Below are 14,580 nucleotides of genomic sequence, written 5' to 3'. Positions count from 1 at the left end.
TTTCACAGTCTACAATGCATTTGTCTTGACTAACATATTGGTTACCATTGCCTTTTTCATCTCCCACACATATTGCTCCTACTGTATCTTGATAAGTTTTAGACGGATAGCAAACAGCATGAATATCGCTGGTAGTAAGAGTATAACTGATATTCTCTTGAAATCCACATCCATTTCCACCGTTATGATCTTGTCTATCAATCGTATTTCCCGCAATACAATAACTGTCTGAATCAATTGATTTTGATACTAATGGTTCATTATTTCCTCCTGTTCCATAGGTGGCCGATATGGTTGGTGCTACATTTAGTGGACCATTATATCTACAGTCTTTTGCATGATTATCAAATAGAACAGGTTGGTTGTTGCCGCTTGTTCCTGCTGCTGAAGTAATAGTAGGACAAAGGTCAACGCATATTTCTGCACCACCTTGCTGAGTTGCCATGACTATAGGTTGATTTCCTCCCATACTGGCTCGAAGTGTTGAAGTAATATTCTCTGTTATATCCATTCGTTCACCACCCTGATCATTCAGACATAGCATAGGTTCTGTGACAAATGTCTGCATCTGCCTATTTTGAGTTGCCATCAAGGCTCCTGAGATTCCATTTAGGTCTATACCCTCATTGCGTTGATTAATATGATATGCTTTATATTCGGTAACCATATTGTCATTAGAATTTTCCTCCGCCCCTTCAGCTTCTCCTTGAATTTCTAAAGCAATTTTTAATTGTTTAGGCAGTTCCTTTCCTCTTGCTCTAGCTCTTCTAAGTATTCCCAAACAAGCTGTCTTGCTCAAATAATATTTTGGGTGCGGTGTGTCCTCCAAAATCTGCGACAAGAAAGATTCTTTTACGTCTTTGGGGGACACCCCAGTATTGAGCATCAAGAACTCTCCAAGCAATGGTGAATTCATATCCCAATATGCACCCAACAGATTTCCATATCCCTCCCGGAGGTCTAGGTATAGATACGCTGCTGTCTGCAATTCTTGTGGTTTCTTCAAGGACCGCATTGAAGTCTTCTCCGTTTGTACTTGAGAATGCTCCAGGGACATTTTCCCAAACGAAGTATCGAGGTCGGATAAGGTGATTTGCCTTTCCTCTTCTTGCATCTGCCCACCTCATTTCTTTTGTTATTCTTATCTGCTCCATAAATAATCCTGAACGTTCACCAGCAAACCCTGCCCTTGCACCTGCAACAGATAAATCTTGGCATGGTGAACCACCTGTAATGATATCAACAGGGGGTAGATCTTCTCCTTTTAATTTTGTAATATCACCAACATGGAGCATATCAGGGAATCGTATTTTAGTCACCTCAATGGGAAAGGATTCAATTTCGCTTGCCCATATAGGAGTAATTCCATTATGAACAGCAGCAAGGGGAAATCCTCCAATCCCATCGAAAAGACTCCCCAAAGTAATCAACTATCCATCCTCATACAAATTGGAGCCTCTTCTTTTATTTCAAAATCTAGTTTCATAATTCTTTCTATAGGAATGCCTATCCCTCTAGCAAATTCAATTTCTTCAAACATTCCTTGAGAAATATGTTCACCAAATACCCATAGCTCATCGCATTTTGATAAAAACTCTTTTCCTATGTTGATTCCCAATTTTCTTTCTTCTGGATTATTATCATCTAAAATCTGGGGGTAGAGAAGATGGGGACAAAAAAAGGCATTGCCTTTGTTTAATACATATCGGCAAGCCTGTTTCGCATATTCTATATTCTTTTTTATATCTCCTTTATAGGGAGATGCAACATATATTAGTTTCATTAAATCCTCTCTTTCTATTTTTATTTTGGTACTGCTTGTACTATAGTTTTGGTTGTGTTCACAGCTGCCTGTGCTGTATAAACTGCACTCATTACATTTGCACGAGTTGATGTATCCAGTCCAAATGCACCAGCAATCCTTGGTACTTCTCCTGCTGATAACATTAATCCCAATCCGAGCAGTGCATGATCTTTTACTACCATAAGTCCTGCAGTTAGTATAGTCGCCTGAAGAAATGTAGTAAGGCACAATCCGATTATCTGCTTGCACCATTGAATAAAGCCATCAATGTAACCACGAGGGACAGAAAACATATATAGGCTTCCAACTGCTATCTGTATAAGTAGAATCCCACCTCTTTTTAGGTTTGCAAAAAATACTTTAATTACTGCATAACCCATTAGGACAATAATAAACAGAGCCATAAATGGACTCGTTATCATAGAAATGCCACCGAATATACCTGAACCACCTATGTTTGTAATATCACCTACATTATTTAACTCTCCAATAATAGATGTTGCAAGTACACCAATTCCACTCCCGTACCCTGTGATACCAGCAGTTAAACTTGCTTGTAAATTGACCGAGAACTTATATAGTTCTATAGGCACTGTAGTAAAAAGACTGACTGCCATAAATCCTTTAATTGCATTTAAAGCAGCATCTTTCATGTTGCCCCTACCATATTGATACTCAATTCCTGTTTCAAAGCAGGACACTACAAGTCCTGTTCCATAGAGTGACCATGCAAGATAGGAGAAGAACAGAACAATTGATTGAACCCAACTCATCTCAAAAAGTTCCACTCCCATATCTCCCATCTGGGCAAAGAAATCAGCAAGAAAACCTACAAGCTGACCATAAAACCAATCAATGATTTGATCCATTACATCCCCTAAGAGAAAATCCCAGATAAACATTTAACTATCGCCTCCCTTCCAATAAAAAAAGCACACCATTTTATGTGATGTGCCAGGATAATTAACCTTAACAAGTTGAAAATTAATTTTTCTTATATAAAATCAACTCCCAAAATTCCAACTTACTATATCTGTAGTATTTCTTCTGCTTTATAAGTATTTATAAAACCATCAGTAATAATTGAACCATTTGTTGCATTACAATATGGGCAGATTATATCTTCTCTATCCTTGCCTCCTTGTACATTCATGTCATTTACTTGATAAACAAATGTTTTATTACATTTACAGCATTTTTTCCAATTATGACCTTCTAATATTTCTTCATCCATTTTTTCATGCACCTTTAAGTATTCTTGCAAATTATCTCGAATCAAAAACAAATCACTTAATTTTGAAGAATAAAGATTTATTTCAGACCTACTATTTAACCATTGATATAACTTTAATTCACTTCTATTATCCCATGACACCATATTCCTACATTTTAATAATATAGTTTCTATTTCATTCAATACTCTTTTCCTTATATCTATTATATCTTTAGGCAAATCTTGAAGTTTACTTTCAAATAATTTATTAATCATTAAATTAATATCTTTTTCAATATTACAATATTCTTCTCTAACTTCATCATCTTCAAAATCCCACTCTGGATATCTTTTTTCAAATTCACTCCATTTCGTTTCTATTTCTTCCTTTGGAAGTCCAACATCAAAATTAGCGTTAATATATTTATAAAGTTGCTTCAAATTATACAATCCATATAATTTAGAATTAGGAATTTTAAATTTATTTTTTAAAATATTAAAACCTGCTACTTCTCCCTTAGCAAAGAAATCTTTTTTATCACCAGTAATAAAGAATAACAGATCATTATCATTCCATATTTGTTGCTTAAAATAACAATGAATACTTTCTATTATTAATGCATCATTTATTTGGCTATCAGTAATTAATCCAGCAATTTTCTTTTTATAACCTTCGCAAATTATATCAGGGGTTAATTCTATATGTTGTATATAATCCTTTGCAAAAAATGTCATTAACTTACTATACTCATTGATCCAATAATGAATTTTCTTGTCTTGTTCATCTTCAATTAGAGTTATAATTTTCTTTCCTACACCACGAATTTCACTCCATAAATTTGTAGAGTATTTATCTATGTAATCAATTAATTTAGAATACTCTCTTTTACAATCCACTTCAAATTTATTGTTAGCTTTTTGGAGTTCTAGTTTCACAACTTCCGGTATTAATACAGTAACAACACCTTCCTTACATAGAAGATTCAAGTCATCCAATTGAGTAGGTGCGTCATTTTGCCCTGTATCATCGGTATCCATCACTTCTGTGAGTAAGTTAATATATACATTTGTATCAATACATACATATATCATTGAATCACCTCTTTTTATTAAAAATTATCACTGTAGTTATTCTATTTCCATGCATCATTCTCAATAACCTTAATTATCTATTAGATATTTAAAGATTATTTCATGCAAATATAGTATCTTTAGATCGTCTGGCATCCAGTTTTCAGTTTAAATAATTATATCAAATTATCTATATCAAGACAATCTGATATAATTATTATATTTACTACATTCCAAGTATCGTCCATATATATGCTGGGGCTGTTAGTGTAAACACCAAACATGCAAACAGAATAGCTGGTGCCGCCCATTCAAATTGTCCATGCTTCCTATAATCAAAATAAGCAGTACCTAGTTTTGCAAAGAAGAATACTGCTAAAACAAGGTCAATTGCAGGGAACACAACCTTATTTACAACCGTTTTTATCTGTTCTGATGCATCACTCCAAGTATCTTCAATTGCCCCTGCAACATCTCCTGTACCTGAAGCTAATGTTGTAGTGCTGAACATCAATATACCAATCAGCACCATGCACATTGTTAGTGCTATTTTCTTGTTTATCTTCATAAAATCCACCTTTCTTTTTCTGTAGTGTTTAAGGATTTAAGGGTGCTATATGCCAGTCTTGCCACAAGTTTCCCTTTATTGTTAATGTATCTATAAGATTCATTGAGAGCATTCCATCAGGTGTCCATGCATCTATAAGCCAAGTATTTACTGTATATACACCATCCGGCATCCATATTGGGGTAAAATGTGTACGATTCTTATAAGTGGAATAATTGTTTTTCTTAAACTCAAACCTTGCATTTGAACCACTGGAAACACGCTCTAATAACCTCCAATAGGTTTCATATCCGAATTCAGGAAAATAGGAAACTGCATTTTGAACATAGGTTATTGCTGAACTTTGATTGCTACTCACATTTCCAGTCACTGTTTGATTGATTCCATATCCACTTTTAAAAGTACTTCCACTTGCAGTAGGATTCTTACTATCGTTTTTAATACTCATATCACTTGAAAGCCTCGCTGTATATTGTTCAAGATCAAACTCCCACCAACCATGGTCACACCAATATCCCGAGTCCTCTCCTGTACTATGCCACACCCAATATGCCCGCCACCAAGGACTCCATATGCTCCAATTTGCATTTGTTTTTTCTTCTCTGTTTGGAACAGAGGAATGAGAAAAAGAGTCATTTCTATCATCTGCTACAGGATTTGGTGGTGGATTTTTATCAAAATCAACAATCTTAACATTGATAATTGATTTACTAGTACTACCCGGTCCATTCACTATTACATCTATTACCATATCTTGTTCCGTATCAGGAGTTGTCCATTTCACCCATGCAAGCTGAGAGTCGCCACTTGGGTAATATACATTCCCGACATTATAAGTTCTTCCATCAATAATAAAGATTACACGAGTAGGACTGTCAGGGTCGGATTGTCCTCCACTAATCATAACAGAAGTGATTACCTCAGTATTTACTCTATATTCGTAATCATATGCACTTACCATTGGTGGTTCAGGTTGCTCTGTAAAACGCACGATACCAAGTCCAAGCGAAGATTTTATATCTGCATTTGAGGCCGCTTTTGTAGTACTGCCGCTCCATGCTGGGTATCCCAAATCTCCTACCTCTAGAAACATAGCAAGGGGCAAGTTTTTATGGGACAAAAATACCATCTTATTTCTAAGCAATCCACTTAATTGTTCATCATACATGGCAGCTTCTGTTGCAGTTGTAGCTATCATAACTCCTTGAAATGTGTAATATGCCATTGGCTCTAAGAGTAATTTGTAATCTCCACCAATTAGAATATCGAAATCCATTCCTGTTATTGATGCAATTGAGCGGATAACTTGCTCATCTGTAAAATAGCTCTTTATGGCTGCTATATTGCTACTACCATTCGTACTCACTATTCTTGGCATTGTTTGAGATGGATTAATGTAAGAATATGCACCTTGAATAGGAGATAAATTTCTTCCACCATTATATTGAATCTTAGATACCTTACCAAAGTGAAACATAGTAGATGGAGGTTGTTTATTTGTTAAATCAATAGGGGTAGTTACTGTGGCATGGTCACTTGCTCGAACTACAGTAACACGCACTCCATCGTAACCAGGAGACCACTTATCAGTACTCGTTCCATCTCCCATACCTCCACCACCCGAGTCAATATTTCCATCTCCAACTGCAAATACCACAATCGGCATCATTAAACTAAATAGCATTATAAATACTATCAAAATCTTTAATATTTTTTTCATCTGCTCTCCTTTCTACAACAAAAAACACTGCATCTCTGCAGTGTTCTTCATTACTATTTATATTTAATCCATATTTCCTATCTTATTTCCATTCTCATACATATCTTCATCTACAGTCCCTTGATTTTCTCCACTATTCTCTATCCACCCAAAACCAGGCAAGTAAGTTTTCCCTTGATTATTGGTATCTCCACCTTGTGGTACATCAATATTTTTCGGTGTTTCTGTAGGTTTCTCCACCTTGTCATGAGCTACAGGTTCAGGTGGTGTTTCCTCTTTCTCACCATTTGGTTTCTGTGTTGGATCTGTAAGCTGTTCTTCTGTAGGCTCTTTCGGTTTTTCTACATCTCCTTGAATGGTTTGCTCAGTGCCTGTATCTATCGCGCCATTATTTATCGTTTCCGTATCTGGAATCTCAATTTCTGGTACTATAATTTCATCTTCTTTTTCTGTAATTACAGGTTTTTCTACTATGATATCATTTTTTTCTATGCTTTGATTTGGCAGTACTGCATCCTCTATGGATTCTTTCTTAAACTGAGCACTTATTAAAACTATAAGTATTACACTGATTATTAAACCACTCGCTACAATCAGCCTTCTTTTTGTCTTATCATTTATATTGTTCATAGGTTTCTGCCTCCTTATTAATCTAAATTATCTGTTTCTTTCAAGCTACAAACTACCACAAGATTTCCTGAAAGTCTATTAAATTCTTCAAATCTTTTAAAACTTAGGTGTATAGCCTGCACTTGTCTTTATTTTCATCTTCATACTTGGAAGAAGTCTGCCTCCAAAGGATACTGGTACTTCAAGCATTAGACTACTATCTGCCTCAAATCTTGAATCTGGCCTATCCCCTGAAGCTAAAGGAGCATTCCTTATATCTACTTCTAAATTCCATATTTTAAACTCTATTTTTCCTTCTGATGTGGTCTTAACATGATATCCACTTTCCCTACTTAATCCAAGAATTGTATCTAGTCTATCATAAATCACTCCATAATCAATAGATTCTTCAAAGTCATCTGCCATAGGCTGGTATCCTCCTGAATACCCTTCACGAACTCCATGATATACATCATCATAATTGTCATTTACAGTAGAAATTACTGCATCTTGAACAGCATCACGCACACCTTGTGCTATGATCATCAGCCTAAAGTATTCTGATACTCCTGTAAAAATCATTACAAGACACAAAGTCACTGCAACAATCAACGGAAAAGAACTGCCTTTTTTATCGGTTAATATTCTTTTTATTTTATTCAAGATTTCACCTACTTCCAATATACTTCTGATTTCCCAGCAGCATCAGCTCTTAAGGTAACAGGAAAGGAACCAAATCCTCCAAAAAAACCTATATTTGTTTCAAAAGTAACAGTAACAATTACCTCTTCATTTAATTGAATTCTTCCTGTCTTCGACCATTTAACCGTTGGTGTAATACCTATCTTTTCTCGAAGTATAAGCTCCCTGTTTGTAGTTTCTGATCCTACCCTTCCTGCAATTTCTGCTTCCCTTACAAGCTCTGTAGCAAAGGTATCTACCTGTTGTTTTATAATAAAAGCTGGAAATACTCTCACTGCAAGAGCAATAACAAGCATGGCGCAAAGCACAAGAATTGCAACATCTATATATCCCTCTCCTTGTTTGGATTTTAAGATTTTTAACACATAGACACCTCCTAGAACATTCCACTAAGGGAACGTATAATTTCATATACAATAATAGCCATATAGGTCATTAAGAAACACATAAGCATTACAAAAGAAAACACTCGAATCTTAGGTGGTATTTTCATTGCCTGTGCCTTTAACCTTTGAAGCTCAAGTTGTTTCATATCATGGGAGAGCATTTGAAAATACATGGAACCATCATCTCCACGAAGAACACCAATTAACCCTCTCGTTATATCCGATAGCATCGGTGAATTAATCCTTGCCTCAAACCTTGTAAGTGCTGCTTCATAAGAAGAAGAGCGCATATCTGCTGTTAAGATATCCAATTCATCTGTAAAATCTTCTCCAGAATTTTTCTTAAAGTTCTCTAAGATAGATAATACATCTCTGCTTGCCTTTAACTCCTGAGTAATGGTTGCTACAAATCTTGGTAGCTCCACTTCAATTTTCTCTTTCTTTATCTTTAATATTTCATATGCTTTACGGATTTCTTTGAAATATATTATAATGCTTAAAAACATAAGTATCGGTGCAATAAGTGGAAGTATCATAAGGCAAGGGATAAATAGTAGAGCAATTATTCCCGACTTTAATATTGCTGATGAAATAAATTCTTCTGGAGTCAGGTTCATTCCAGCAGCATTTAATGTGTTTTTCATTCTGCTTTTTTTATACTCATCCATTGGAATATATTTAGCAATCCTTACTGCCCATCCCATAAGAAGTGTATCTACGGTTTTAGCTTTTTCTTTCCCTTGTTTACCAGAAGATAACATAGCCTTTTGTGTTGCAATGCTTGGCAATTTTAGCAAATCAGCAGAAATTAGAAATAGACCAATGGCAAGTAGTATGCCAAATGTAAATATTAAGAATGTCATATTCGGCTACCTCCTATACTCAATTGGTTGAGTTAATTTAATTACGAAAGCTGTTGATATAAAAATAGCCATAGCACAAATAGAAAGAATAATTTGTCCCAGAGATGTATGCATTAACGTTTGATACCAGTCTTTATTTAGAAAATACAAAAGAGGTATATTTCCAATGACTAATATAACCATGGTAATGAATTCTTTTCTTGGTTCAAAGACCATGTTTTCAAGTTCTCCATTTACTACACGCATATCCGATAGCTTACTTACAATAGGTGTTAAGGTTGTCTTTAAACTTCTATCAAGCTGACAGGCTATTAAAGCATCACACCATTCACGAAACACAGCGTTATTAATCTGTCCTTTCATAGCTTGCAAAGCTCCTATAATATCTGGATTTATTAGCTTTATCCTCGAAACGAAACCCTTAAATACAGACAATACAGGTGGATTTAAGTAGTTCATGTTTTCCTCAACTGCTGTAAGAATATCCTCGTTTCTTAAATAAGCTGTTGTTATAATACTCAGTGCTGTTTCAAGCTCTGCAGCAATATCCCTTTTAAAATAACTTTGAGTAAGCCTTACATACCAAAATGGCAGAAACATAAAGCCTATTGCCATAACTGGTACTAAGAAAAAATTATTAAGCATGATAGCAATAGACCCTCCAATGGCAAACAATAACAAGGATAAGGCACAAAGCATAGGAAACTTCTTTTCTCTCCCTGTTACTTTTAAAATCCCTTGCACTTCCATGATTTCACGTCTTAAAAAAGATACTTTCTTTCGTTTTGTAGTCTCATTAATCTCATCCTTTATGCTCCTTGGTTTACTCATCAGCTTTTTAAATATATCTTCCGTAAACTCAATGGGTGAAATTCCAAATAAAATAAAAAAACCTGTAATCATTCCGATACAGGCAATCAACAAGATGGTACTCATATAGTTTCCACCTCCTTTGTTTTCAATTTCTCTATGATATCAATTGGCATTCCATTTTCTAAGAATCTTTTACTAAGGCTATCTGAAATGCTATTGATCTGCTCATGGTAACCATTAATTATAAATTTCCCACCCTCCATACGATTTTCAGTAATCACATATTGATATAATGGACGGTAATTCCTTTTGCCATCTGGAAGGATCTCGCATTCCATTATCTCCATCATCTTTCTTTCCTTATTTTCAAGTTGTTTACAAAACACAACAATAGGATAAGCCTCTGTTACATATCCCATTAGGGTTTCATCTGACATATCTACTGCTCGCTTGCAAAGGGATACCATTCTGCGATAGGTTGCCTCACAAGAGTTTGAATGGATGGTAGTAAGAACAGCTACCCCTGTCCTCGCTGCCTCCTGTGCTGCATTAGCCTCTGCTCCACGCATTTCCCCTACTACAATAATATCTGGATTAAATCTTAAAGACATATCAAGCAAAGTAATCTGATCTACTCTTTGCCTTTCATTCTCACTGTCACGTGTTATGGTATGAATAACAGAATTAGTTACTCTTCCTTCTTGTTCACGAACTAAGGCAAGCTCACGTGAGCCGTTTTCAATAGTAAATATTCGCTTATTATCAGGAATGGTAGTAAGTAACCATCCAGCAATTGTTGTTTTACCAGAGCTGGTTGCTCCTGCCACACAGACAGAAATACCATAGCGAATACACTCTGATAAAAATTCAAGCATAGGATTTGTTGCTGTACCACCATCTACAAAGTCCTCTTTTTTCATACTTTGAGGATTTACAATACGAATAGAGGCTGAAATACCAACATCTTCATCCACTAAGGGAGTTTTAAGCACTGCAATACGAATGTTCTTTGTAAGATGACCAAGGACAGCTGGACTAGCATTATCAAGTACCATTCCTGAAACATGGAGCATTCTTCTTATTACATTAATTGCATGTTCAGGAGAATCAAAATTTTCTTTAAGTTTTTCATTTCTTCCATCAGAATACTGGACTTCAATGTCTTTCCATGAGTTAATGTCTATTTCTTCAATGCCCTCTCCATAAATATATTTTGTTAAAAAACCATACTCAGCCATTTCAGTATAAAGTGCATCTATTAATTCATTGCCACTCATACCTTTTACTGAGATTCTGCTGTCCTGAACGTATTTAGAGATATATCGTTTCATCTGCTCTTTAGAATCCTTCATAGTTCCATCAGTAATAAGAACAGAATAATTACTTGAAATATATTCTTGAACGTCCTTTAGAACAGTAGAAAAGTCCTTACCCTCTGTTTCAGGGGTAAAAAATAGGGAGTGAGTTCTATTTTCAGAACCTAACTCCCTTTGTGTTTCTTGAACTTCTTGCTCTACTTCCTGAACTTCCAGCATTTCAATTGCTCTTTTGAAGACTTTTGATTCTACTTTTGCCTCTGAAGTGTTTCCATTAGCTGCATTTAAATCTTTCACATTAGATATATGTCTCTCAGTTTCATCTTTTTCTGTATTTTCGTTTGGAAGTGCTACTTTCTGTTGCCCTTTTGTGTTTAGAAACACAGAACTATCTCTTTTTTTACCTAACATCCGAACACCTCCCTTGCTATCTTCTCTATTTCTTTACGAAAAGCTTTACTATCCTTCATGGATAATTCATCGAAGAGATTTCCAGCTAGGTATTGTTCCTCAAGTTCCTGTGAATGTGGAAGCTTAAAGGCTACACTTCCAAGTGCTTGACTCATATGGTCTACCCCTTGCTGTGGTTTAATGTTAGAGGCTATTTTATACTGCTTATCTGCATCCCACTTTCCATCACGAAGAAGAGGTAATTGACTTGATAAATAACTGATACTTTTCAAATCACAATTAACAAGTCTTAATACAGCATCAGACTCCATTAGGGCGACAGCAGATAGTACATCATTTGCGATATAACTGCCACAATCTATAATAATAAATGGTGCGATTTCACGAAGGCTATCAAACAGCTCTCTTGCCTGTATTTCTGAATAGGGCGGATAGGTATATTCGTTTTCTCCCTTTAACATACCAAGGATCGTAAGATATGACAGCTTTTTATGGGTAATCATATTGTGTTTTACTAGTGGCTCTGTGACATGGGTTGCAGCAAGGATACTTCCTAATGATTTTTCGCATTCAAGTTCTTGTGGCGGGCAGATGCATGAGAGCATTGGTGCTGTCATATCGCACAATACCAGCACTACATTCTTTTTCTTATCAGCAAGATATTTTGCAATCTTTGTGGCTACTGTTGTTTTTCCACTCCCGGGACTCCCCCAAACAGCTAAAACTCCGCCATGTAAGATTTCTTCTTTAATATTTTCATCCCTTGAACCACGAGTAAAAATACTGTTTTTCTTAAAGTTTAACATCTTACTCTCCCTCACTTCCTGTTTCTTCTACTCCTTCAGAGAATGTGTTTGAATTATCTATTACCTCATCTATTATTTCTTCTTCAGATACCTCTTCCGTTTGTTTTTCTGATACTGGATAATAGAGAGCTTCTATAATTTCTTCTTGCATATCAATAAATTTCTTTGTATTCTCTGGACTTCCACGATATACAAGTGATAGGTGTGATTTAGAATCCGCCTCTAATTCTGCTAGAATATTACCTTGTTCAGGGGTTACAAGGAGTGTTACTGTTGATGGAAGTTCTCTTTCATCTTCTGTTCCTTGTTCATTTGTATTAGCATCATATCCTGATGAGGCAGTAACAGAAATTACCTCTACATATTTAAGCTCTGCTGGAATAACTGTTGCACCTTGCTTTTTATAATCAGGGGCAATAACAGATACAATATCTCCACTTTGTAGCTTTCCTGAAAGACCATTTGCAAAGGTCTTAATAGTTATGGACATTGCCTGTTTACTTCCATCTAGATTATATAAATAGGTATTTTCAGCTGCTGGTATTTCTGATAATTTTGTACTTAAAATATAATCTCCAATTCCCAAATCTGAAGTTGCATATTTACCAATCACTGTTTCTTTGGTACGAATTACATTTTCAGGTAGATTAAATCCACCTACTTCTACTACTTGAACCATATCCTTTGTGATTTCATCACCTGATTTTATCTCCTTTGTCACACGCACAATTTCTGTCTTTTGACTGATCCCTTTATTAAATAATGGTGTAATACCAAAACATATAAGGAGCGACAATACGATACAAATCACTCCAACTACTGTTCTATTCCTAAAAAAACTCATAGTAAATTCCTCCTAATTTATAAAATACATCACTATAAAACCTATCCCTAAAAAAGGAGCAAGTGGCATAGATAAATTCTTTGCCACCTGCTTTTTTCTGATGATTGATGAAATTCTTAACATGATATAAAACAATATCAATAAGGTAAGCCCTATTATTAATCCATAGATTCCTTTCCAAAATCCAAGGACAAAACCTACTGTGGCAGTTAGCTTAATATCTCCGCCTCCAATACTTTTTTCTTTCAACATTGCTGCTATAAGAAAAGGCAAAGCAACAAATATTCCTAATAGATTTTGAAAACTAAATTTTAGAAATCCTGTTAATACAAGGAGTACGCAGATTGTATCTGGAATTTCTCTTCTTTTAATATCCGTATAAGATGCTACCAAAAGCAGAGAAGAAAAAAGCACCCCTTGTAGGATGCTACTAGCCTGCATAGTTAAACATTTCTTTGATTCGCTCTTCTAATGTCGGCATAACCACTTCACCGAATAATGCATACAGGCCAGCAAGGAGCAATGCTCCTAAGACTACGGCAATAAGGATTTTTACTGCAGTATCAATATACCCTTCTCCACGGTTATTTTTAATTGCAATCTTTACAGCCACTGCTTGTCTTACTAAAAAGTTTTTTGTTTTTATCATTATCTTATTCATAGTGATTCCTCCATTTATTCAAAGTGATAATTAACGGAATAGGTGATATTTGATTTGTTATACATACAGTTATGGTTGGTATAGTAATAAAATTCTAGTTTAGAATAAACACCAGCACCAAGAGTTCTACTAAATGTAATTCCATTGCTTGTAGTTCCATAATCAAGCTGATCCCACTGCTTTGTCAATACATTGTATCCTCGAACTCGGCCATGGTCACTTCCGCTATGTCCTGATACAGGTGGAACAGTAAAAGTATATTCTGTTATAGTTGCACCTTCTAATCCATTTTCTAAAATAACAGAATCTGGACCCGTCAAAATCATTCCTCCACCACCATTGGAATCTGCAACAAAGAATACAATTGCTGCCCAAGGAGATTCTGCACCTGTTGAATCTACTGCCTTAACACGAACTACATTTTTCCCTAACGGATATACCTGTTGTTCTGCATTACGCCCTTCCCAAATATAAGTGATTGGATCGTTATCTGCATCAGTACTACTAGCTGTAATAGTCACCTTTGTTCCAGGGGCAACACTATTTCCATTTGGAGTTCTACTAATTACAGGAGCCGTTGGAGCTGAGTTTACAATTGTAAAGCTTTTTTCTACCCATGGCGAATATGTTCCAACTATGTCCTTCGCTCGTACTCGGATGGTATGTGTACCTACTGAATAGTAGTTATCAGCTGTTGTTCCTTCATATTCCAAGGTAGTTGTATCCCCATCTGCATCATTATCAGCTACCTTAATATCAACAAAGAATTTGCCATTTTTAACTGTTCTAGTTG

15 protein-coding genes and 2 pseudogenes are annotated in these 14,580 nt (G+C 35.5%); all 17 read right to left on the bottom strand.

Annotated features, from left to right (window positions below):
• Positions 1–7: 7 nt before the first annotated feature.
• Positions 8–1,421, bottom strand: a pseudogene (locus tag RT412_RS02390) (DNA cytosine methyltransferase); the annotation flags it as partial.
• Positions 1,422–1,426: 5 nt separating this feature from the next.
• Positions 1,427–1,783 carry a DUF4406 domain-containing protein gene (locus tag RT412_RS02385; protein WP_313339923.1) on the bottom strand — a complete coding sequence of 119 codons (357 nt, stop codon included), beginning with the start codon at positions 1,781–1,783 and terminating at the stop codon, positions 1,427–1,429.
• 20 nt (positions 1,784–1,803) lie between these two features.
• Positions 1,804–2,706 carry a conjugal transfer protein TrbL family protein gene (locus RT412_RS02380; RefSeq protein WP_313339921.1) on the bottom strand — a complete coding sequence of 301 codons (903 nt, stop codon included), beginning with the start codon at positions 2,704–2,706 and terminating at the stop codon, positions 1,804–1,806.
• Positions 2,707–2,831: 125 nt separating this feature from the next.
• Complete coding sequence (locus RT412_RS02375) at positions 2,832–4,109, bottom strand: PIN domain-containing protein (protein WP_313339919.1); 1,278 nt, start codon at positions 4,107–4,109, stop codon at positions 2,832–2,834.
• A 205-nt stretch (positions 4,110–4,314) separates the two neighbouring features.
• A complete protein-coding gene (locus RT412_RS02370) occupies positions 4,315–4,656 on the bottom strand; it encodes a DUF3852 domain-containing protein (RefSeq protein WP_313339917.1) in 342 nt (113 codons plus the stop codon).
• Between the two features lie 28 nt (positions 4,657–4,684).
• Positions 4,685–6,376, bottom strand: coding sequence for a hypothetical protein (locus RT412_RS02365; protein WP_313339916.1), 1,692 nt, complete (start codon positions 6,374–6,376; stop codon positions 4,685–4,687).
• Positions 6,377–6,439: 63 nt separating this feature from the next.
• The gene (locus RT412_RS02360; RefSeq protein WP_313339915.1) at positions 6,440–7,006 is read right to left on the bottom strand and encodes a DUF6550 family protein; all 567 of its coding nucleotides are present in this window, start codon (positions 7,004–7,006) and stop codon (positions 6,440–6,442) included.
• A 96-nt stretch (positions 7,007–7,102) separates the two neighbouring features.
• Positions 7,103–7,648 carry a hypothetical protein gene (locus RT412_RS02355; RefSeq protein WP_313339991.1) on the bottom strand — a complete coding sequence of 182 codons (546 nt, stop codon included), beginning with the start codon at positions 7,646–7,648 and terminating at the stop codon, positions 7,103–7,105.
• An 8-nt stretch (positions 7,649–7,656) separates the two neighbouring features.
• Positions 7,657–8,052, bottom strand: coding sequence for a DUF4320 family protein (locus tag RT412_RS02350; RefSeq protein WP_313339914.1), 396 nt, complete (start codon positions 8,050–8,052; stop codon positions 7,657–7,659).
• Between the two features lie 11 nt (positions 8,053–8,063).
• A complete protein-coding gene (locus tag RT412_RS02345) occupies positions 8,064–8,936 on the bottom strand; it encodes a secretion protein F (protein WP_313339913.1) in 873 nt (290 codons plus the stop codon).
• A 6-nt stretch (positions 8,937–8,942) separates the two neighbouring features.
• The gene (locus RT412_RS02340; protein ID WP_313339912.1) at positions 8,943–9,872 is read right to left on the bottom strand and encodes a hypothetical protein; all 930 of its coding nucleotides are present in this window, start codon (positions 9,870–9,872) and stop codon (positions 8,943–8,945) included.
• Positions 9,869–11,476 carry a CpaF/VirB11 family protein gene (locus tag RT412_RS02335; RefSeq protein WP_313339910.1) on the bottom strand — a complete coding sequence of 536 codons (1,608 nt, stop codon included), beginning with the start codon at positions 11,474–11,476 and terminating at the stop codon, positions 9,869–9,871. Before RT412_RS02335 ends, RT412_RS02340 begins: the two co-directional genes overlap by 4 nt.
• Entirely contained in the window at positions 11,470–12,282 is an 813-nt protein-coding gene (locus RT412_RS02330) for an AAA family ATPase (RefSeq protein ID WP_313339908.1), read from the bottom strand. The genes RT412_RS02335 and RT412_RS02330 overlap by 7 nt, the downstream gene beginning before the upstream one ends.
• A gap of 1 nt (position 12,283) precedes the next feature.
• Positions 12,284–13,126: an RcpC/CpaB family pilus assembly protein gene (locus RT412_RS02325; protein WP_313339907.1), complete on the bottom strand. Its 843-nt coding sequence runs from the start codon at positions 13,124–13,126 to the stop codon at positions 12,284–12,286.
• A gap of 12 nt (positions 13,127–13,138) precedes the next feature.
• Positions 13,139–13,567, bottom strand: a complete 429-nt coding sequence (locus RT412_RS02320) for an A24 family peptidase (RefSeq protein ID WP_313339905.1) — start codon at positions 13,565–13,567, stop codon at positions 13,139–13,141.
• Entirely contained in the window at positions 13,557–13,787 is a 231-nt protein-coding gene (locus RT412_RS02315) for a DUF6133 family protein (RefSeq protein WP_313339904.1), read from the bottom strand. The genes RT412_RS02320 and RT412_RS02315 overlap by 11 nt, the downstream gene beginning before the upstream one ends.
• A 14-nt stretch (positions 13,788–13,801) precedes the next feature.
• A pseudogene (locus RT412_RS02310) lies at positions 13,802–14,580 on the bottom strand (S-layer homology domain-containing protein); the annotation flags it as partial.

Origin of the sequence: Sedimentibacter sp., assembly GCF_032080165.1 — a bacterium.
In the GTDB taxonomy this organism is placed as follows: domain Bacteria; phylum Bacillota; class Clostridia; order Tissierellales; family Sedimentibacteraceae; genus Sedimentibacter.
The sequence above is the reverse complement of the archived record's forward strand: the minus strand, read 5'-3'. Positions and strand labels throughout refer to the sequence as shown.

Excerpts from the sequence above, each read along its gene's own strand:
- RT412_RS02385 (WP_313339923.1), bottom strand. The coding sequence starts at position 1,783 with ATGAAACTAATATATGTTGCATCTCCCTATAAAGGAGATATAAAAAAG.
- RT412_RS02380 (WP_313339921.1), bottom strand. The coding sequence starts at position 2,706 with ATGTTTATCTGGGATTTTCTCTTAGGGGATGTAATGGATCAAATCATT.
- RT412_RS02375 (WP_313339919.1), bottom strand. The coding sequence starts at position 4,109 with ATGATATATGTATGTATTGATACAAATGTATATATTAACTTACTCACA.
- RT412_RS02370 (WP_313339917.1), bottom strand. The coding sequence starts at position 4,656 with ATGAAGATAAACAAGAAAATAGCACTAACAATGTGCATGGTGCTGATT.
- RT412_RS02365 (WP_313339916.1), bottom strand. The coding sequence starts at position 6,376 with ATGAAAAAAATATTAAAGATTTTGATAGTATTTATAATGCTATTTAGT.
- RT412_RS02360 (WP_313339915.1), bottom strand. The coding sequence starts at position 7,006 with ATGAACAATATAAATGATAAGACAAAAAGAAGGCTGATTGTAGCGAGT.
- RT412_RS02345 (WP_313339913.1), bottom strand. The coding sequence starts at position 8,936 with ATGACATTCTTAATATTTACATTTGGCATACTACTTGCCATTGGTCTA.
- RT412_RS02340 (WP_313339912.1), bottom strand. The coding sequence starts at position 9,872 with ATGAGTACCATCTTGTTGATTGCCTGTATCGGAATGATTACAGGTTTT.
- RT412_RS02335 (WP_313339910.1), bottom strand. The coding sequence starts at position 11,476 with ATGTTAGGTAAAAAAAGAGATAGTTCTGTGTTTCTAAACACAAAAGGG.
- RT412_RS02330 (WP_313339908.1), bottom strand. The coding sequence starts at position 12,282 with ATGTTAAACTTTAAGAAAAACAGTATTTTTACTCGTGGTTCAAGGGAT.
- RT412_RS02325 (WP_313339907.1), bottom strand. The coding sequence starts at position 13,126 with ATGAGTTTTTTTAGGAATAGAACAGTAGTTGGAGTGATTTGTATCGTA.
- RT412_RS02320 (WP_313339905.1), bottom strand. The coding sequence starts at position 13,567 with ATGCAGGCTAGTAGCATCCTACAAGGGGTGCTTTTTTCTTCTCTGCTT.
- RT412_RS02315 (WP_313339904.1), bottom strand. The coding sequence starts at position 13,787 with ATGAATAAGATAATGATAAAAACAAAAAACTTTTTAGTAAGACAAGCA.